Raw genomic sequence first — 17857 nt, forward strand, 5'->3', positions numbered from 1 at the left:
CTTCTGCTTTTTATGTTCGCTGAACCGACGGATGTTTTCCTCAGAGCAGCCCGAGTTCACGCAGCTCCGCCGCCATGTCGGCCGGCAGTTCGTCCCCTGCCCCGCCGGCGGCGGAAAGATCCTGGGGGGCGGCGTCTGCGGTCAGATAGCGCCAGCCCTGGAACGGTCGATGTGCGGTCGGCACCGTCTGCACCCGGTCGGCGGCGATGTGCAGGGTGCAATAGCTCTCCCCCTCCTCGTCGGTATCGGTGTCGATGGCAAGGATGGGCTGGCGCACCAAAACGCTGCCCTTGATCACCCAATAGATCGATCCGCCGGCCAGCAGCTCGTCGCCGCGCTTGGGCAGGCGGCGGGTGTAGACGGGGATGCGGGTCTGGCCACCGGCGGTTACGGCACGGCGGTCCTGAAGCTCAGCCAGATGGTCGAGGTCACGGACGCCGACGGCGAGCTTGATCAGATGGAGAGGCATGGGGACTGCATGGTCTCTGACAGGAGGGACGGAACCGCGCCCAGCATAGCGCGCCTCCTGACATAGTGCGTTATGCCGGATTGTCCCGCAGTCTGGAGCGCGGAACGGATCTGTCCTCAGAGCGGATCGTTGCGGTCCGACCGGTTGATCGGCCGGGCATGGCCGATGATGGCGCTGAAGCCGAACAGCAGAAGCAGCACGCCCATGACGATCTCGATGCCGCAGACCAGACGAACCACCCCGGACACCGGGTGGATGTCGCCGTAGCCGACGGTGGCGAAGGTCACGATGGAGAAATAGATCCCCTCGGCGAAGGTGATGTCGCGCCTGACGCCCTCGATCACGAAGTTCGGCTCCGCCATGAAGCGGTCCATGATGGTGTAGATGGCGCCGAACAGGATGATGCAGAGCGAATAGAAGGTCAGGAAGGCGAAGGCCGGCAGGACCAGACGGGCCGATTGCTGGAAGAAGCCTTCGAACAGCAGGCCCGCATCGAGCAGGAAGATGGCGATGTCGCGCGACACCAGGGCGACGATGACGGCGATGGCCGACATGGCCAGCAGGAAGATGGCACCGATGGCCTGGGTGTCCATGTCCTGTTCGGGCACCAGGAAGGTCAGGGCGCCGATGCCCCAGACCGGCGCCATCCACAGGAAGACGCGGTCGAAATGGCCACCCTCGCGCAGACGCCGCGACATCACGATCCGCCGGATGTCCTCCGCCCGCCACCAGGCGCCGCCGAGGAAGGCGACCAGCGGCAGGACGAAGGCAATCGCCTGGATCAGCGGGCTGATGTTGTGGAAGTTGCTTTCGGCGAAAAAGACGAAGATGCAGGCATAGACGCCGATGAAGTTGGTCAAAGCCAGGGTGAAGAACTGGCTCCCCGGAAACAGGTAGTGGAAGGCGCCGACCACCAGCCCGACCGATCCCAGCAGGACGAAGGTCAGGTCGCCCGACACCGACCGGATCGACAGGGCGATCAGGCCGAGCAGCAGAGCCGTCAGCAGCGCCCCGCCCAGCCAGGACTTCGACGCCCCCCGGCCGCCATGCCCACCCCCATGCCCGCCGCCATGATTCCCGTGCGAACCGCCGGGCGGGACTGCCGGGGGCGGGCTGGAGGTCCGGGGACGGCGGTCGGGAACGATCTGATCCATGGGGCGGTAAACCGAAACGAGAGCAGGCACCGCGGCCGGCGCCCAACCGAAAGTCTTAGCCCATGGTTATAGCGGTTTGCCGGCCCCGACCGTCAGCACTTTCCGGCCCCGGATGACGATGCGGAGGCCCGGCTTTACCCGACGTCCTTGCCAGCCGCCCTTACCAGCCGCCGGTGGCGAGCCAGCGGTCGACCATGTCGAGCCGGTCCCAGCCCCAGAAGGGTTCGCCATCGACGATGAAGAAGGGCGAGCCGAAGACGCCGCGCTCCACCGCATCGTCGACCTCGCTGCGGAGCCGGTCCTTGACCGCCGGATCCTGGATGGCGGCGGTCACCGCGGCGCGGTCGATGCCGAGGCTGCCCAGTGTCTTCGCCGCGATCTCCGCCACCGTGTCGGCCGGGCCGATGTCCTGCCCCTCGCCGAAATGGGCATGATAGATGGCGCGGGCCAGCAGCTTGGCCTGCTCCGGATGCTCGTCGGCCAGCCAGTAGAAGGCGCGCGAGGCGGCGACGCCATTGGCCGGGGCCGAATCGGGGAAGGTGAAGGGCGCGCCGGTCAGGCGGGCGATGCGTCCGACATCCTGGGTCAGATACTCGCCGCGCAGGGGCTGCTCCAGGTTCGGCTTCATCCCCGTCACCTTGAAGATGGCGCCGAGCAGGACCGGGTGCCAAGTGACGGTGCGGCCGTGCTTCGCCGCCAGCTCGTCGATGCGCAGGCTGGCGAAGTAACCGTAGGGGGAGCCGAAGTCGAAATAGAAATCGATGGGATCAGGCACGCGCGTTTCCTCTCCGACAGGTTTTCAGGAAAGGCTAACGCGGGCGTGGGAAGGCGTCCAGGGTGGCGTCCGGGGGAGCCACGGACAGGGATCGGCAGGCCCTCAGACGGTGCGGACCTTGGCGTCGAAGACGTAGCCGGCACCACGCTCGGTCTTGATGATGCGGGGTTCCTTCGGGTTCGCCTCGATCTTGCGGCGCAGGCGGAGGATAAGCACGTCGATGGAGCGGTCGAACACCTCCGCCCCGTCGACCCGGGTGAGGTCGAGCAGCTGGTCGCGGGTCAGCACCCGCTGCGGCCGCTTGACGAAGGCGGCGAGCAGGCCGAACTCCGCCTTGGTCAGCTCCACCTCGCGCCCCTCCTGGCCGCGCAGGCGCTGGGCGGTGAGGTCGAGTTCCCAGTTGGCGAACTGCACGACGGCGCGCAGTTCTTCCGGGCTGCGGGCCGGGCGGGCGTCGTTGGAGACGCGGCGCAGCACCGCCTTGATGCGGGCCAGCAGTTCGCGCGGGTTGAAGGGCTTGGTCAGGTAATCGTCGGCGCCCAGCTCCAGCCCGACGATGCGGTCGACATCCTGATCCTTGGAGGACAGGATGATGACGGGGATCTGCGATTCGGTGCGGATCTGGCGGACAAGCCCCAGACCGTCGCCGTCGGGAAGCCGCAGGTCGCAGACCACGAGATCGACAGGCTCGCCATCCAGGGCCTGCCGGGCCGATGCGGTATCCTGCGCCGTCGTGACCCGGTACCCCTCTCCCGCCAGATATGAGGCCAAAAGCTCCCGAATCGGCTCGTCGTCGTCGACCGCGAGAATATGCATGCCTGTTACCTCCCCAAACCTTCTTATCTCACGCGCGAGCGCCACGCAATGCGTTACAACCCCGTAACAGCCGCGGCTCTTTCGCCCACCGCGTGAGTTGGTTGAAACCCCCTGCCGCACCAGCGACATAAAAGTACCCTTGCGCGGACATTAACCAGAAACACGTTGCGGTTTAAATCCAGACCATCGAACAGGGACGGTCGCCCGCCAAGGGGCGACGGACCAATGCCGTGATGGGGGACTGCACCGCCATGTCGAACATCGATCATTGCCTGGAACGCCTGGCGCTGCTCGACCGCGCCGACCGCCTGCTGAACGAGGTGCGGGTCTATGGGCAGCATGGCCCGATCCGCGAAACGCTGGCGCAGCACCGGCTGCTGCTGGGGGAGGCAAGGCGCCATCTCGACTCGGCACGCTCGGTCGGACGGCCGGGCTGACGGGCCGGACGACAGGCCGCTGAAAGATAGAGACAAGGCCACGATCATGTCCGGCTGCACCGTCCCGGCACTGCCGATGCCGCACCAGCGCACCGCATCGCATGCCCCGGCCCACTCCCCGGCTCACCATAGGACCGCGAGGCGCCTGCCCGCCGAGGGCAACCGCCGTCCGGTGGCGGAGCGCTGCAGCCACCACCAGGGCTGCACGCCGAACCCGGTGCAGGTTGCGACCCATAACGGCGCACCGCTGTGGCGCACGATGATGGAACGCTGGCTGACAGCGGCGCCCTGACGGCGGCACCCTGACGCTCGGGCCCCACCCTTGCGGCCTTACCTGCCGCCTCCGGCAACGCTCTCCCTAATCCCGCCCGAATTCGCGCTTATGCCGACGGTCGGGAGCAACAGAACCGGAGAGACAATCATGACCCGTGCCATCCTTCTCGCCTCCACCGCCCTGCTGATGGCGGCCCCGGCCGCCTGGGCCGCGGCGGACGGACCAACCGGCGGGCAACTGGCGCTGACGCGGGTTCTGCTGTCCACCGGCGGCGTCGGCTATTTCGAATATGAGGCGACGGTCAGCGGCGATGCCGACCTGTCGCTGGAGGTGCGGCGCGATCAGGTCGACGACGTGCTGAAAAGCATCGTCGTCTATGACGACAAGGGCGGAGTCGGCACCATCGGCCTGCCCGGCGCCGAACCGCTGGACACCGCCTTCCGCGAACTGCCCTTCTCGGCGGGCGACCTCACCTCGCCCGCCGCTCTGCTGAACGCGATGCGCGGGGCGGAGGTGACGTCCGGCGGCTCCCGCCAGTTGACCGGCCGGCTGATGTCGGTGACTGAGGAGACGGTGCGGCTGCCGGGCAGCGACGGCGCCACCGCCACCCGCCACCGGGTGACGCTGATGACCGCAGACGGCCTGCGCCAGCTGGTGCTGGAGGAGGCCGATGCCCTGCGCTTCACCGATCCGGCGGTGCAGGCCCAGATCGACCGGGCGCTGTCGGCGGTGGCGGACAATGCCCGGCGCGAGCGGCGGCAGCTGACCGTGCACAGCCGGGCGCCGCAAGGGGCGCCGCAGGATGGGCAGGCCGCCGGCGAGCGGCGGGTCCGGGTCGGCTATGTCGCGGAGACGCCGCTGTGGAAGGCGACCTACCGGCTCAGCATGACGCAGACCGGGCAGCAACAGAGCGGACAGCCGCAGACCGGGGCGGCGAAGGAGGGCAGCGGCGCCCTGCAGGGCTGGGCGGTGCTGGAGAATCTCAGCGGCGAGGATTGGAAGGGCGTCGATCTGACGGTGGTATCGGGCAATCCGGTCACCCTGCGCCAAGCGCTCTACACCCCCTACTTCGTCGAGCGGCCGGAGGTGCCGGTGGAGGTGCTGGGCCGGGTGCTGCCCACGGCGGACGAGGGCACGGTGACGCTGAACGACGCCCATCCGGCGATGCGGCCGCAGTCCGAACTCTCGCGTGCCGCAGCGCCGCCCGCCGCAGCGATGGCCGCTCCCCCGCCCCCCGCACCGGCCCCGATGGAAGAGCCGCTGGCGAAGGTGGCGCCCTACGGCAGCGCCGCCGGGACACCGGCGATGGCTGCGGTGCGCGGTGCCGATGCCGGTGCCGCGGAAGGCGCCCAGGTGCTGTTCCATTACCCGCAGCCGGTCAGCGTGCCGAACGGCGGGACGCTGATGATGCCGATCGCCGTCCGCAGCCTGCCGGTGGAGCGGGTTGCGCTCTACCAGCCGGGCACCGATGCCCGCCACCCGCTGGCGTCGCTGCGGCTGCGCAACGACGGCGACACCGCCCTGCCGCCGGGTCTGCTGACCTTCTATGACCGGACCGGCGGCGCCGGGATGGAGACCAGCGCCTATGTCGGCGACGCGCGCATGGCGACCCTGCCGGCGGGCGACAGCCGCCTGCTGTCCTTCGCCGTCGACCAGGCGGTGACCATCGACCGCGAGGAGAAGCCGAGCCGCCGGCTGTCCCGCGCCACCCTTGCCGACGGCGTGCTGACCCTGTCGGTCACCGACCGGCAGAGCACCACCTACACGGTGGCGGGCGCCCCGGACGCCGACCGCAGCGTGGTGATCGAGCATCCGCGCCGTCCCGGCTGGGATCTCGCCGAGCCGGCAAACGGCAAGCCGGAGGCGACAGCCGGCGCCTACCGCCTGCCCCTGGCGGTGCCGGCCGGCAAGACGGTGACGCTGACCGCGACCTTGGAACGGCCGCGGCAGGAGCGGATCGTGCTGACCGATCTGAGCGCCGACCAGATCGCCGCCCGCGCCTCCGCCCCCGAACTGCCGCCGGAGGTGCGTCAGGCGCTGACGACACTGGCCGGCCTGCGGTCGGCCGTCGCCGAGAAGGAGCGCCGCATCGCCGAATTGGAGGACGAGCGGACCGAGCGCATCGCCGACCAGGACCGGCTGCGCGAGAACCTGAAGGCGCTGCCGGCGGGCAGCGACCTGCACAAGCGCACGCTGGCCAAGATGGGAGAGGCGGAGAATCGCCTGGACGGCCTGGCTCGCGACCTGACCACCGCCCGCGCGGAGGCGGAGAAGGCCCGACAGGTGCTGCGCGAACGGGTGAAGGCCCTGGCGATCTGAGAGGAGGGGGGCGGGGTTCCGCCCCCCTTTCGCGCTTTTGTCCTTACAGCGTCGTCGCGCTGCAATAGGCCCAATCCTCGCCCTGCAGGCCGAAGAAGGCGGCGACCGGCTTGCCGCTGGAGCGGTCGACGACGACGCGGAAGCGGCTGCCGGTGCAGGTGCCCTGGGCCTGCTTGGCGACCGGGACCTTGACGTGCTTGGACTTCAGGCAGGCTTCCGACATCTTCGGCGGGTTGGCCGGGCCGTCCACCTTCTTGCCGTTCAGCACCATGTAATAGCTGGTGGCCTGCCCGCCCTTGACGTCGGCCTTCACCTCGATCTTGCCGAAGCGCGACTTGTAGAGGCCGGCATCCTGTTCGCCGTCCGGCGCGCCGCCGGGCAGCGAGCGGAAGGAGATGGCGGCGCAGGAGGGCGGGTCCTTGGCCTCGGCCGGGGCGGCGGCGAGCACGGCGACACCGCCGGCCAGCAGCAGGGCGGCGGGCACGGACAACAGATGGGCAGACAGCATCGAAAAGCCCTTTCGAACCGGTTGAAACGTCATTTCGGCATCACGCAGAAGGTGGTCTGCTGCATCAGGGCGCAGTCCTTCTCGACACCGCCGTCCAGCATCGACACCTCGACCTGGGTGATGACCAGGGTGCGGCCCGGCTTCACCACGCGGGCGCGGGCGATCATGACGTCGCCCTTGGCCGGCGACATCAGGTTGATCTTGAACTCCACCGCCAGCACTTCCGCCCCGGCCGGCATCAGGCTCAGGGCCGCATAGCCGCCGGCATTGTCGGCCAGCGTGCTGACCATGCCGGCATGGAAGAAGCCGTGCTGCTGCGTCAGGTCGGCACGGAAGGGCAGACGCATCTCGCAGAAACCCGGCTCCATCGCCGCCAGTTCGATGCCGAGCGTCTTGCAGATCGGCTGCTGTTCAAAGGACGCGAAACAGCGCGCCTTCCAGTCGGGAGTGCGGGGTTCAAAGGTGGCGGGCAAGGCAAGGGTCTCCGGCAGAGGGGTGCCAAGGGGGGAGTGCCAAAGGAGGCGGTGCGCCACAGCCTGCGTCAGCCGCCCCGCAGGATCAAGCGGCCGAACGGAGTGCGCGTCACCTTGCCCACCACCTTGCCCACCCTGGCCGCCCCGGCGGCCTATGACCGACCGCCGTCAGCCGCCGATCAGGCCCATCTGCGGGCTGGACGGTTCGGCATGGGCGCGCATCGGCATGCGGCCGGCCAGATGGGCGGCGCGGCCGGCATTGACCGCATCGCGCATCGCCGCAGCCATCCGCACCGGGTCGCGCGCCTTCGACACCGCGGTGTTCAGCAGGACGGCGGCACAGCCGAGCTCCATCGCCAGCGCCGCGTCGGAGGCGGTGCCGATGCCGGCATCCAGCACCACCGGCACCGGGCTGCGGGCGCAGATCGTCTCGATGGCGTGCGGGTTGCGGATGCCCATGCCGGAGCCGATGAAGGCCCCCAACGGCATCACCGCCGCGGCCCCCAGGTCGGCCAGCTTGCGGCAGGTGACGGGGTCGTCGTTGCAGTAGGGCAGCACGACGAAGCCGTCATTCACCAGCTCCTCGGTCGCACGCAGCAGTTCCTCCACGTCGGGATAGAGCAGGTCGCGGTCGCCGATGACCTCGAGCTTGATCCAGGGGGTGTCCAGCGCCTCGCGCGACAGCTGGGCGGTGAGCACGGCTTCCTTGGCGGTCATGCAGCCGGCGGTGTTGGGCAGCAGCCCGACCGGCCCGGTCGGCCGCCCGGCGGTGGCGCGGGCCAGCACGTCGACGAGGCTTTCCGAATAGCCGTCCAGGCTGATGCGGCGGATCGCCAGCGTGACCAGTTCGCTGCAGCTGGCCGCCAGCGCGTCGAGCATCACCTGCTGGTTCGGATAGCCGGCGGTGCCGAGGAACAGCCGTGAGCCGAGGCTGCGCCCGGCGATGGTGAGGGTGTCGGGTTGGGACATGGGGGGAGCCTTTTGATAAGGCCCTCCCGCGCAAGCGGTCCGGGGATACCCCCCTCTCCCCGGGGGGGAGAGGGGATCCTTCCCGGGCTGGTCGCGGGAGAGGGAAATTCAGGGTCAGCCGCCCTGGATCGGGCGGACGATTTCCAGGCTGTCGCCGGGCTGGAGCAGGGTCTCGGGCCAGCGCCGCCGTGGGACCACGGCGCCGTTCAGGGCGACCGCGACGCCGAGCGTTCCGGCGGCGATGCCATGCCCGGCCAGGAACTCGGCGACGGAGGCGGCGGACAGCGGCTCTTCGCGGCCGTTGACGCGGATGGCTTCACGTGAAACGGCGGTCATGCGGCGGCTCCCGCGGCAACGAAGCGGTCGGCGGCGAAGGGGCGCAGCATCGGGTCGGTCTCGCCGGTCAGCACCAGGCGGGCGATGCCGTCGGCGGTCACCGGGGTCAGCAGGATGCCGTTGCGGTGGTGGCCGGTGGCATGGATCAGGCCGGGAATGCCGCTCTCGCCCAGGATCGGCGCATCGTCGCGGCTGCCGGGACGGAAACCCGCCCAGGCTTCCTCGATGGGCAGTTCGGCGATGCCCGGCAGCGCCCGCCACGCCCCCTCCAGCAGGGCGAACTGCCCGCCGGCGGTCAGACGGTCGTCGAAGCCTCGCTCCTCCGTCGTGGCGCCGATCAGCAGCCGGCCGTCCAGCCGCGGGATCAGGTAGGTGCCGGGCGTCCACACCACATGGCGCAGCAGCGGCAGACGGGGGTCCATGCGCAGGCAGACCATCTGCCCCTTCACCGGACGCACCGGCGGCTTCGCGGCGGGCGGCAGCCCAGGCACGCCGGCCGACCACGCCCCGGCGGCCAGCACCACCCGGTCGGCCCGATGCAGCGTTTCGGCAACCCGCACCCCCACGGCGCGGCCGCCCTCCACCGCCAGCGCCACCTCGCCGCATTGCTCGTGCAGGCGGGCGCCGGCAGCCACGGCGGCGCGGCGCAGGGCGGCCGCGACCTTGCGGTTGTCGACCTGATGGTCGCCGGCACAGAACAGGGCACCGGCGACACCCGGTTGCAGGAAGGGCTCGCGCCGCCGCACCTCGGCCCCGCTCAGCCACTCCACCGGCAATCCAAGATCGCGCTGGAAACCGTGCAGGAAGCGGACCTTCGCGGCATCGTCGGCGGTCAGCGCGATGACCATCGTGCCTTCGCTGCGCAAATCGACGGCCATGCCGCTCGCCGCCTCGAGAGCGCGGGCGAAGTCCGGCCACAGGGCCTGCGACGCGCGGGTCAGCGGCAGCAGCCCCTCCTCGCCCGGCTCGGTTTCGACGCAGGCGGCCAGCATCCCGCCGGCGGCATGGGTGGCGCCGCGCCCGGCCTCCCCCCGCTCGAAGACATCGACGCGGCAGCCGGCCGACGCCAGCCTCCAGGCGATGGCGAGGCCGATGCAGCCGGCGCCGACGATGGCAATGGAGGGACGGAGTCCGGATTCAGAAACGGAAAAAGAATGTGATTCTGGCGCATGGATCATGCGGCGGCTCCCTTCGCTGGAATTACCCAGACAGGTTCGATGGGTGTGTTCTCAGCCGCGCGACCACCGCACGGCACCCCAGGCCTATGGATTGCCTTATGCCAATCTTCCGCTGGCCCCACAAGCGGAATCGACCGGCGTCCGGTCTTGCCAACCCCGGCCCGCCGTATCGGCTCGCCGCCCAACCTGACGATGGATGCGGCAACAGGCCGCAGCCGGATACGGAGTCCCCCCGACAGGAAGCGTTACCGAGCGGCAGCTAAAATGTCGGCACAATGAGCCATACCCGGGCACTCACAGCCGCAAACGGGCGCCGCCGGTGCGCGGAATGAACAACGAAGACGACCGAGGATTCGCCAGCATGCTGTCTTTCTTCCGCTCGGACTCTCCGACCGCCCCCGTTTCCGGCACTCCGGCGGGCACCCCGGCTGGCGGGCCCGAAGCGGCAGCGCACGCCGCCGGACCGGCGGAACAGCCGATCCGCAGCCTGTGCCTGCCGGCGGAGCGGATCGGTGCCGCGGCGCTGGAGGGGCTGACTTTCGCCGCCGGGGCACCGGCGCTGGTCGTCGGCTTCGTGTCGCCGCATGTCGATTTCGCCGCCACCGCGCGGGCGGTCCGCTCCGCCCTGCCGGCGGCGACCCAGCTGGTGCTGGTCTCCAGCGCGGGCGAGCTGTGCGCGGCCGAGGGCCAGCCGCTCTACCGCAAGGCCGGCGACCACTGGGACAGCGTGGTGCTGCAATCCTTCAGCCCGCGCCTGCTTGCCGGGGTCAGCATCCAGTCGGTCCCGCTGCATTGCGACGACCTGCGCGGCGGCCGAGCGACCCGCGACGTGCCGGCCAGGGTGGAGGCGATCCGCGGCGAACTCGACCGCATCCGCGTCCCCTTCCCGGTCGACAGCCATGACACGGTGGCGCTGACATTCATCGACGGGCTGTCGGCCAGCGAAAGCTGGTTCATGGAGGCGGTCTACCGCTCCGGCCATTTCCCCTGCCTGTTCATCGGCGGCTCGGCCGGCGGCAAGCTCGACTTCCGCAACACCCATCTGTTCGACGGCCAGCGCGTGCTGGAGAACGCGGCGGTGACGGTCTTCCTGAAGATGGCGCCCGGCATCCGCTACGGCATCTTCAAGTCGCAGAATTTCCGGCCGACCCAGACCCGCTTCGCCGTGGTCGACGCCGACCCGATGCGCCGCATCGTGCGCAGCGTGATCGACCGCGACGGCTTCGAGGTCGTCGGCTTCATCGACGCGCTCGCCAAATCCCTGCGCTGCAAGCCGCAGGAGCTGCCGGGCAAGCTGGCGAAGAACACCTTTGCCATCGAGATGGAGGGGGAGCTGTTCGTCCGCTCCATCTCCGGCTTCGATTTCGAAAAGGGGGAGGTCGCCTTCTACTGCGACGTCAACCCCGGCGATTCGCTGTGCCTGGTGGAGGCGACCGATTTCGTCCGCCAGACCCAGGACGACCTCTCGGCCTATCTGCGCAACAAGCCGCGCCCCCTCGGCGCCATCCTGAACGACTGCATCCTGCGCCGGCTGAACAACCCCGACCAGCTGTCGCGGGTCCATGCCTTCGACGGGCTGGCCGCCGCCGGCTTCTCCACCTTCGGCGAGCTGCTGGGCATCAACATCAACCAGACCCTGTCCGCGCTGATGTTCTTCGAGGTGCCGCCCGGCGCCGCGTTCAGCGACGACATGGTCGACCGTTTCCCGGTGCATTACGCCCGGTTCCAGAGCTATTTCATCGCCACCCGCTACAACCGGCTGGAGCTGCTGAGCCGCATCCGCAACAGCGTGATCGAGCGGATGCACAGCTATCTCGACGCGCTGGTGACGCTGACCGGCGGCGTGCAGGAGACCGCCAGCTATGCCGCGCGCATCGGCGGCTCGATGTCGGCGATCGAGGCGACGCTGAACCGCCACGCCACCCTGTTCGACGGCCACGCCGACCGCAAGGAGGCGCTGGTCCGCGAATTCAACCAGCTGTCCACCGTGGTGAAGAGCATCGAGAAGGTGCTGGCGGTGATCGACGGCATCGCCAGCCAGACCAACCTGCTGGCGCTGAACGCCACCATCGAGGCCGCCCGCGCCGGCGAGGCGGGCAAGGGCTTCGCCGTGGTGGCGGCCGAAGTGCGCAAGCTGGCCAACGACACCAAGCAGACGCTGGCCGACACCCGCCGCGCCATCGACCAGGTGGTGACCTCCGTCCGCTCCGTCGGCGGCCAGCTCGACGACACCAGCGCCCGCATGGACGAAGCCGCCACCGCCTCGCAGGAGTTGCAGACCGACATCCATGCGGTGATCGACGAGGTGGAGGGCGCCCAGAAGGCCATCGAAGACCGCCTGTCCGACATGAACGACCATGCCCGGCGCATGGAGGACATCAACCGCTACATCGCCTTCCTGAAGCAGCTCGACCGGGCGGGGTGAGCGGGCGGGGTGAGCGGGCGGCGTCCCGGCGCCTCACCCCAAGAACCCGTGCAGGAACCAACGCGGGGGCTCGTCGGGCCGGTACAGACCGGCGCGGAACAGCCAGAAGCGCCGGCCGCCGTCATCCTCGACCCGGTAGTAATCGCGCACCGCCAGTCCCAGCGATCCTTGCCCGCGCCACCATTCGCATTCGATCCGCTCCGGCCCCTCGGCCCGGCGCACACGGTGTGGCACGCCGCGCCAGACAAACAGCAGCGGCGGGTCGTCGGGCAGCGGGGCGGTGGCCTCCACCGGCTCGGGCGGGGTCAGCAGGCGCAAGGGGCGCACCTGCCCGGCCGGCCAAGGCTTCGGCGCCGGCAGGCGCTCCATCGGCGGATGCGGCGCCACGCAGCGCTCCGGCAGCCAGCTTTCCCGCGGCACCAGCCGCAGCACCGCCCGTTCCCCCAGCCGCAGCGCCAGCCGGTCGACCAGCTCGGCCAACTTGTCGTCATTGCCTTCCTCACCGCCCTCCTCCCCGTCGATTGCGGTCTGGACGGCGGACAGCGGTCCCGTCTCCGTCGCCGACAGCACCAGGGTTTCCAGCCCCGGCCCCGGCTCGATCCGTTCCAGCAGAGGGGCGAACAGCCGGGCAAGCACCGCTGGGTCGCGCGCTGGGCGGCTGGTGCCGAGCGTCAGGCTCTGCGGGTCGTCGTCCACCCGCTGGTCGGTGCGGTGGGCGTCCAGCCGCAGCCGGCGCGCCCCCTGCCCTGCCGCCTCCAGCCCCTTGCACAGCCTCCCCAGCAGATGGCGCAGCGCCCCGGCAATCGATTCGGGCGTGGCGATCGGCTCGGCGAAGGTCAGGCGCTCGCGATGGTCCGGCACCGGCCGGCGCGGGGAGATCGGCTCGTCCAGCCGGCCGAAGGCCTGATCGTACCGTTGCATCAACCTGGCTCCGAACCGCGCCGCCAGCCCCGCCCGCGGCATGGCATGCAGGTCGCCGATCCGGCGCAGGCCCAGCGCGTGCAGCCCCTCCACAATCTCCGCCGGCAGCCGCAGGGCGGCGAGCGGCAGACCATCCAACGCCTCACGACGCCGCTGCTCCGGACTGCCGAACCGCACCAGCCCCCAGGCGGCGGCCGGGGTATCGGCGATGGCGGCGCGGGCGGCGAAGCCGGCGGTGCGCAGCCGCCCGGTCAGGTCGGCGGCCAGCGCCGGCTCGCCCTCAAAGAGATGGGCGCAGCCGGTGATGTCGATCACCACCCCGTCCGGCTCGTCCGCCGCGGTCCAGGGGCTGTAGCGCCGCGCCCAGTCGGCGACGCGGCCGAGCAGGGCCGCATCGGCCTCCGGCGTCGCCTCCGCCACCTCCAGCGCCGGTTCCAGCGCACGGGCATCGCTGAGGGTATGGCCGGGAGCGATGCCCAGCATCGCCGCCGCCCGGTTGACCGCGACCACCACCCGCCGCTGGCGCTCCGTCCGCAGCAGGACGAAGGGGCGTGCGCGCAACTCCGGCGGCATGAGCCGTTCCCGCGCGTCGGTCGGCAGGCGCGGCAGCCACAGGGCAAGGATACGGCGCTTGGGTCTCTCCGCCCGGCGGAACAATCCCCTCTCCCCCCGATCCTCTCCCCGGGGGGGAGAGGGGGACAAGGGCGGGTGGGGAGGGGGATGCGTCATAAGAAACCCGACAATAAGGAACAAACAAAGAACATCTTAGCGCCGGCTTGGCTGCAAGGGGAGTCCCTCCTTTGGGGTCATCTTGCCGAAACGATCAGCAATGCCGACATTCCATCAATGACCCCACCTCTCCCATCGCTCGCCATTCGACTGACGCCGCTCCTTCTCCTGCTGGCGACAAGCGCCTGCGCGCCGACGGACCTGCGCGACGACAATCCCGGCCGCGCCCAGGCCTTTCCACCCGTCTACAACCAGACGGTCGTTCCTGGCGGGGGCGAGCGAAGAACCTGGAGCCAGATCCAGGCGGAACAGGGGGCGGAGCAGTCGCGGACCGGCTCCAGGTCCGCCGCCACGGCACAGTCCCGCAAAACCAGCGACAGCCAGAGCGACGACCGGCAGATGCGCCGCGACCCGGACGGCACCGACCAGCCGCCGCCGAAACGCCGCCGCGGCAGTTCGTCGCCGCCGCCCGACCCGGCCGCCCTGCCCCAGCCGCCGCGCCCGATCCCGGTGCCGCCCCCGCCCTCGTCCCAGAGCGCCACCGACGCCTTCAAGCGCGACCTGATCCGGCCGGAGGTCGACCGCATGCGGACCGACGACGCCATGGGCCGGCTCGACCCGCTGGGCCAGCGCGACCTGATGCGGCGCGAGAACGACCTGCGCCAGTTCGGCGACCCGCTGGCACGGTAACGGCCACCCTGCGCGCCCCGGCAGCGCCGGTCCTGACGGCTTGACCCCGCCCCCGCTCAGCCGCCATACCGGCAGCTGGAGCTGGACGGACAGCTGAACGGACGGGGGGATGCGGGCGTATGACGACGGTGACGGGGGCCTTCGGCAACGGGCTGACCACGCCGGTGTGGGTGCTGCAGCATCTGCTGGGCATCCTCGGCATCGGCCTGTGGGCCGGGCAGTCCGGCGGCACCGCGGTGTGGCAGGTGCCGGCCGCCGCGGTGACCGCCGCGCTGGCGGCGGGTTTCGCCGCCCAGATGGGCGTGCGGCTGCCCTATGCCGCGCCGGGACTGGCCGCCTCGCTGGTGGTGGTCGGGTCGCTGGTGGCGCTGGGGGTGCGCGCGCCGGCGGTGGTGGCGGTGCTGATCGCCGCGGTCGCCGCGGTGTTCCACGGCCATGCACATCAGGGACCTCCGCTCTACTGGGCCGGTTTCGCGTCAGGGTTGATGCTGGTCGCCTGCGGCGGGCTGGGTCTGTCGATTGCGGTGACGCAGGCCGAGTCGGACCGGGCCGTGCGTTTGTGTGGCGGTGCGGTAGCAGTCGCCGGCGTTCTCGACCTCGTCGGCGTGATTTGACCGGATGCGCCTTGAAATGACCGGGTTGCGCAGAAATCTTTGAAAGCACGACCTCCCCTCCCCGCCCGTCCCGCTTGGGAGGCACGGGCCAGACGAACGGAACGATCCGGTGTCCCGCGCAGCCGCCAAAGCCTGCCCACCCTCACCGGGGCTCCGCTCTCCGGGAGCTGGGCCGCATCCCGATGCGGCTCCCTTGACTCACCTCGGCCTGACCCGCCGCCATCTGCTGGGCGGGCTGATGGGAGGCGTGGCCCTGGCCCCGTTGCCGGGCGGCGGATTGCTTGGAAATCCGGCCGCCGCCCAGGATCTGCGCTATTTCCGCATCGGCACCGGCACCACCTCCGGCACCTATTTCCCGATCGGCGGGCTGATCGCCAACGCCATCTCCAACCCGCCGGGCTCGCGCCCCTGCGACAAGGGCGGAAGCTGCGGCATCCCCGGCCTGATCGTGGTGGCGCAGGCCAGCAACGGCTCGGTCGACAATGTCGAGATGCTGCGGGCGGGCACGGTGGAGGCGGGGTTCGCCCAGGCCGACGTCGCCTATTGGGCCTACAGCGGCACCGGCAGCTTCACCGGCAAGCGCCCCTTCACCGAGCTGCGCTCGCTCGGCATGCTCTATGCGGAGGCGATCCAGATCGTCGTCCGCTCCGACGGCTTCATCGACCGCATGGCCGACCTGAAGGGCCGCAGCATCTCTGTCGGCGAGGAGGGCTCCGGCACTCTGGTCGAGGCGCGGCTGATCCTGGACGCCTACGGATTGTCGGAAAGCACGATCACGCCGCTCTACCTGAAGCCCGGCACCGCGGCAGACCGGCTGGCGAAGGGCGAGTTGGACGGCTTCTTCATGGTCGGCGGCTATCCGGTGGCGGCGGTCAGCGACGTGGCGGCGCGGGTGCCGATCCGTCTGGTGCCGCTGGACGGCGAGCCGGCCGACCGGCTGCTTCGCGGCCAGCGCTTCTACATCGAGCAGGAAATCCCGGCCAACGCCTATCCCGGCAGCGCCCCCACCCCGACGCTGAGCCTGGGGGCGGAGCTGCTGACCCGCGCCGACCGCGACCCCGACCTGATCTATGGCGTCGTCCGCGCGCTGTGGCACGAGAACACCCGCCGCGTCCTGGCCGACGGGCATCCGCAGGGCCGCAATTTCGATCCCGCCCGCGCGGTCGCCAACGTTTCGGTTCCCCTGCATCCGGGGGCGGAGCGCTTTTACCGCGAGGCCGGCCTGCTCGGCAACGCCGCCAACGAGCCGGCGCGCGCGCCGGACAGCGCGACCGACTCTCCCTCCGCCGCCGGGGACAAGGCGGCGAACGGCAAGCCTCCTGCCGACAAGGGCACCACCGGGAAAAGCGGCGAAGACAAGCCGCAGCGCTGACCGCCTGTTGATCGCCCGCTGGCCGGACAGGACGAAAGGACCGTTTCCGCACGCCCCGCCGGTGGAATAGTCTGACCGGCATCCGGTTGATCCGCGCGATCGGGCGCAACGGACGGAAGGAGACAGGCATGACGGCCGGCGAAGGGGTGCGCATTGCGATCCGTTCCGCCCGCGACGCCGACTCCGCCCGCTGTGCCGAGATCTTCCTGCACGGCCGCCGCCAGGCCTTCTCCTGGCAGCCCGCCGACCGGTTCGGGCTGGACGATTACTACGACTGCGTCCGCGAGGATTCGGTGCTGGTGGCCGAGACGGACGGGACGGTGGTCGGCTTCGTCTCGCTCGATCCAAAGGCCGGCATCATCCACAACCTGTTCATCGACCCCGGCTGGCGCAAGCGCGGCATCGGATCGGCCCTGCTGCGCGAGGCGCTGGGACTGCTGCAGGGCGCCGCCGGCCCGGCCGAACTGGCCTGCGCCGCCCGCAACGCCGACGCCCGCGCCTTCTACGAGCGCAACGGCTGGATGCCGGTCGGCGAAGCGTCGAACCAGCCTGACGCGCTGGTGCTCTACCGCCTGTCGCGGGCGGGGTAGATGGCCGCTCCCCCCGCCTTCCCGCTTGCCCCGCGGAACTTCCTCCAACGAGACGATTTGGCTCGGATGCGCGGGCTGTTTTCGCTTGCCGCGTTGCGGTAAAGTCCCGCCGCCATGCGAACCCTGTACCACCACCCGATCCACGCCCTGTCGCGCACAGCGCGCGTGATGCTCGCCGAGAAGGGCCTGCCCTTTGAACCCGTGGTCGAAAGGCCGTGGGAACGGCGGACCGACTTCCTGAAGCTGAACCCGGCCGCCGAGGTTCCGGTGCTGGTGGAGGAGGACGGGACGGTTGTCGCCGGCGGCCTCGCCGTCATCGAATATCTGGAGGAGGCCTATCCCGACACCCCCCTGCTGCCGCGCGAGATCGCGGCGCGGGCCGAGGTGCGGCGGGTCGCCGACTGGTTCCTCCACAAGTTCGAGCGCGAGGTGGCGGAAAACCTCGTCGGCGAAAAGCTGATCAAGCGGCTGTCCGGCCAGGGCCACCCCTTCGCGCCGGCGATTCGCGCCGGGCTGGCCAACGTCACCTACCATCTCGACTACATCGCCTTCCTGTCGGAGCGCCGGCCCTGGCTGGCCGGGTCGTCCTTCACCCTGGCGGACATCGCCGCCGCGGTGCAGCTGTCCTGCCTCGACTATATCGACAACGTGCCATGGGACCGCAGCCCGGAGGCCAAGGACTGGTACGCCCGGATCAAGTCGCGCCCCAGCTTCCGCGCGCTGCTGGCCGACAACATCACCGGCTGCCCACCGCCCAAGCACTATGCCGACCTGGATTTTTAATATCCTGTTTGGATTTCGCCCAAGA

At 70.3% G+C, this 17857-nt stretch carries 18 protein-coding genes and 1 riboswitch; of the genes, 8 read left to right on the forward strand and 10 right to left on the reverse strand.

The annotated features are described in order from the left end of the window. Positions 1 to 40: 40 nt before the first annotated feature. The 4 genes from TSH64_RS26110 to TSH64_RS26125 form a co-directional block, all read right to left on the reverse strand. The gene (locus tag TSH64_RS26110) at positions 41 to 469 is read right to left on the reverse strand and encodes a DUF1489 domain-containing protein (protein ID WP_109449520.1); all 429 of its coding nucleotides are present in this window, start codon (positions 467 to 469) and stop codon (positions 41 to 43) included. A 116-nt stretch (positions 470 to 585) separates the two neighbouring features. Beyond that, positions 586 to 1623 (reverse strand): ion channel, encoded by a 1038-nt coding sequence (locus TSH64_RS26115; RefSeq protein ID WP_109449522.1) that lies wholly within the window; start codon positions 1621 to 1623, stop codon positions 586 to 588. A 160-nt stretch (positions 1624 to 1783) separates the two neighbouring features. Continuing rightward, positions 1784 to 2398, reverse strand: a complete 615-nt coding sequence (locus TSH64_RS26120; protein ID WP_109449524.1) for a 2-hydroxychromene-2-carboxylate isomerase — start codon at positions 2396 to 2398, stop codon at positions 1784 to 1786. 102 nt (positions 2399 to 2500) lie between these two features. After that, entirely contained in the window at positions 2501 to 3214 is a 714-nt protein-coding gene (locus tag TSH64_RS26125; protein WP_042696260.1) for a response regulator transcription factor, read from the reverse strand. A 251-nt stretch (positions 3215 to 3465) separates the two neighbouring features. Here TSH64_RS26125 and TSH64_RS26130 point away from each other — a divergent pair, with 251 nt between their 5' ends. Both TSH64_RS26130 and TSH64_RS26135 read left to right on the forward strand, forming a co-directional pair. Then, entirely contained in the window at positions 3466 to 3651 is a 186-nt protein-coding gene (locus TSH64_RS26130; RefSeq protein WP_109052013.1) for a hypothetical protein, read from the forward strand. Between the two features lie 421 nt (positions 3652 to 4072). Then, positions 4073 to 6244 (forward strand): hypothetical protein, encoded by a 2172-nt coding sequence (locus TSH64_RS26135; protein ID WP_109449526.1) that lies wholly within the window; start codon positions 4073 to 4075, stop codon positions 6242 to 6244. 43 nt (positions 6245 to 6287) lie between these two features. Here TSH64_RS26135 and TSH64_RS26140 read toward each other — a convergent pair whose 3' ends face one another. The 5 genes from TSH64_RS26140 to thiO all read right to left on the reverse strand — a co-directional run bounded on the left by TSH64_RS26140 (position 6288) and on the right by thiO (position 9708). Then, the gene (locus TSH64_RS26140) at positions 6288 to 6752 is read right to left on the reverse strand and encodes a hypothetical protein (RefSeq protein WP_199237669.1); all 465 of its coding nucleotides are present in this window, start codon (positions 6750 to 6752) and stop codon (positions 6288 to 6290) included. 29 nt (positions 6753 to 6781) lie between these two features. Further along, positions 6782 to 7225, reverse strand: a complete 444-nt coding sequence (locus tag TSH64_RS26145) for a PaaI family thioesterase (protein WP_098740586.1) — start codon at positions 7223 to 7225, stop codon at positions 6782 to 6784. Between the two features lie 168 nt (positions 7226 to 7393). Then, positions 7394 to 8194 (reverse strand): thiazole synthase, encoded by an 801-nt coding sequence (locus tag TSH64_RS26150; RefSeq protein WP_109449530.1) that lies wholly within the window; start codon positions 8192 to 8194, stop codon positions 7394 to 7396. A gap of 114 nt (positions 8195 to 8308) precedes the next feature. Then, a complete protein-coding gene (gene thiS, locus TSH64_RS26155) occupies positions 8309 to 8530 on the reverse strand; it encodes a sulfur carrier protein ThiS (RefSeq protein WP_109449532.1) in 222 nt (73 codons plus the stop codon). After that, entirely contained in the window at positions 8527 to 9708 is a 1182-nt protein-coding gene (gene thiO / locus TSH64_RS26160) for a glycine oxidase ThiO (RefSeq protein WP_109453046.1), read from the reverse strand. Before thiO ends, thiS begins: the two co-directional genes overlap by 4 nt. Next, a riboswitch (TPP riboswitch) is annotated at positions 9700 to 9799 on the reverse strand. Its footprint overlaps the gene before it by 9 nt. Before the next feature lie 270 nt (positions 9800 to 10069). On the opposite strand from thiO, the gene TSH64_RS26165 reads away from it, so the two are divergent. Then, a complete protein-coding gene (locus TSH64_RS26165) occupies positions 10070 to 12133 on the forward strand; it encodes a methyl-accepting chemotaxis protein (RefSeq protein ID WP_158285415.1) in 2064 nt (687 codons plus the stop codon). Between the two features lie 33 nt (positions 12134 to 12166). On the opposite strand, the gene TSH64_RS26170 is transcribed toward TSH64_RS26165, so the two are convergent. Then, entirely contained in the window at positions 12167 to 13711 is a 1545-nt protein-coding gene (locus tag TSH64_RS26170) for a DNA polymerase Y family protein (RefSeq protein ID WP_247873154.1), read from the reverse strand. 189 nt (positions 13712 to 13900) lie between these two features. On the opposite strand from TSH64_RS26170, the gene TSH64_RS26175 reads away from it, so the two are divergent. The 5 genes from TSH64_RS26175 (at position 13901) to TSH64_RS26195 (ending at position 17832) form a co-directional block, all read left to right on the forward strand. Next, positions 13901 to 14473 (forward strand): hypothetical protein, encoded by a 573-nt coding sequence (locus TSH64_RS26175; RefSeq protein ID WP_109449536.1) that lies wholly within the window; start codon positions 13901 to 13903, stop codon positions 14471 to 14473. Positions 14474 to 14592: 119 nt separating this feature from the next. Beyond that, positions 14593 to 15087 (forward strand): HupE/UreJ family protein, encoded by a 495-nt coding sequence (locus TSH64_RS26180; RefSeq protein WP_109449538.1) that lies wholly within the window; start codon positions 14593 to 14595, stop codon positions 15085 to 15087. A gap of 193 nt (positions 15088 to 15280) precedes the next feature. Further along, a complete protein-coding gene (locus tag TSH64_RS26185; protein WP_247873155.1) occupies positions 15281 to 16459 on the forward strand; it encodes a TAXI family TRAP transporter solute-binding subunit in 1179 nt (392 codons plus the stop codon). 128 nt (positions 16460 to 16587) lie between these two features. Then, the gene (locus TSH64_RS26190; RefSeq protein ID WP_109453048.1) at positions 16588 to 17049 is read left to right on the forward strand and encodes a GNAT family N-acetyltransferase; all 462 of its coding nucleotides are present in this window, start codon (positions 16588 to 16590) and stop codon (positions 17047 to 17049) included. A 114-nt stretch (positions 17050 to 17163) separates the two neighbouring features. After that, a complete protein-coding gene (locus TSH64_RS26195; RefSeq protein ID WP_109449542.1) occupies positions 17164 to 17832 on the forward strand; it encodes a glutathione S-transferase family protein in 669 nt (222 codons plus the stop codon). The last annotated feature ends 25 nt before the right edge of the window (positions 17833 to 17857 follow it).

The sequence above is a fragment of the Azospirillum sp. TSH64 genome (assembly GCF_003116035.1).
Lineage (GTDB): Bacteria > Pseudomonadota > Alphaproteobacteria > Azospirillales > Azospirillaceae > Azospirillum.

Excerpts from the sequence above, each read along its gene's own strand:
- TSH64_RS26165 (WP_158285415.1), top strand. The coding sequence starts at position 10,070 with ATGCTGTCTTTCTTCCGCTCGGACTCTCCGACCGCCCCCGTTTCCGGC.
- TSH64_RS26140 (WP_199237669.1), bottom strand. The coding sequence starts at position 6,752 with ATGCTGTCTGCCCATCTGTTGTCCGTGCCCGCCGCCCTGCTGCTGGCC.
- TSH64_RS26110 (WP_109449520.1), bottom strand. The coding sequence starts at position 469 with ATGCCTCTCCATCTGATCAAGCTCGCCGTCGGCGTCCGTGACCTCGAC.
- TSH64_RS26175 (WP_109449536.1), top strand. The coding sequence starts at position 13,901 with ATGACCCCACCTCTCCCATCGCTCGCCATTCGACTGACGCCGCTCCTT.
- TSH64_RS26130 (WP_109052013.1), top strand. The coding sequence starts at position 3,466 with ATGTCGAACATCGATCATTGCCTGGAACGCCTGGCGCTGCTCGACCGC.
- TSH64_RS26180 (WP_109449538.1), top strand. The coding sequence starts at position 14,593 with ATGACGACGGTGACGGGGGCCTTCGGCAACGGGCTGACCACGCCGGTG.
- TSH64_RS26150 (WP_109449530.1), bottom strand. The coding sequence starts at position 8,194 with ATGTCCCAACCCGACACCCTCACCATCGCCGGGCGCAGCCTCGGCTCA.
- TSH64_RS26190 (WP_109453048.1), top strand. The coding sequence starts at position 16,588 with ATGACGGCCGGCGAAGGGGTGCGCATTGCGATCCGTTCCGCCCGCGAC.
- TSH64_RS26115 (WP_109449522.1), bottom strand. The coding sequence starts at position 1,623 with ATGGATCAGATCGTTCCCGACCGCCGTCCCCGGACCTCCAGCCCGCCC.
- TSH64_RS26135 (WP_109449526.1), top strand. The coding sequence starts at position 4,073 with ATGACCCGTGCCATCCTTCTCGCCTCCACCGCCCTGCTGATGGCGGCC.
- thiS (WP_109449532.1), bottom strand. The coding sequence starts at position 8,530 with ATGACCGCCGTTTCACGTGAAGCCATCCGCGTCAACGGCCGCGAAGAG.
- TSH64_RS26125 (WP_042696260.1), bottom strand. The coding sequence starts at position 3,214 with ATGCATATTCTCGCGGTCGACGACGACGAGCCGATTCGGGAGCTTTTG.
- thiO (WP_109453046.1), bottom strand. The coding sequence starts at position 9,708 with ATGATCCATGCGCCAGAATCACATTCTTTTTCCGTTTCTGAATCCGGA.
- TSH64_RS26195 (WP_109449542.1), top strand. The coding sequence starts at position 17,164 with ATGCGAACCCTGTACCACCACCCGATCCACGCCCTGTCGCGCACAGCG.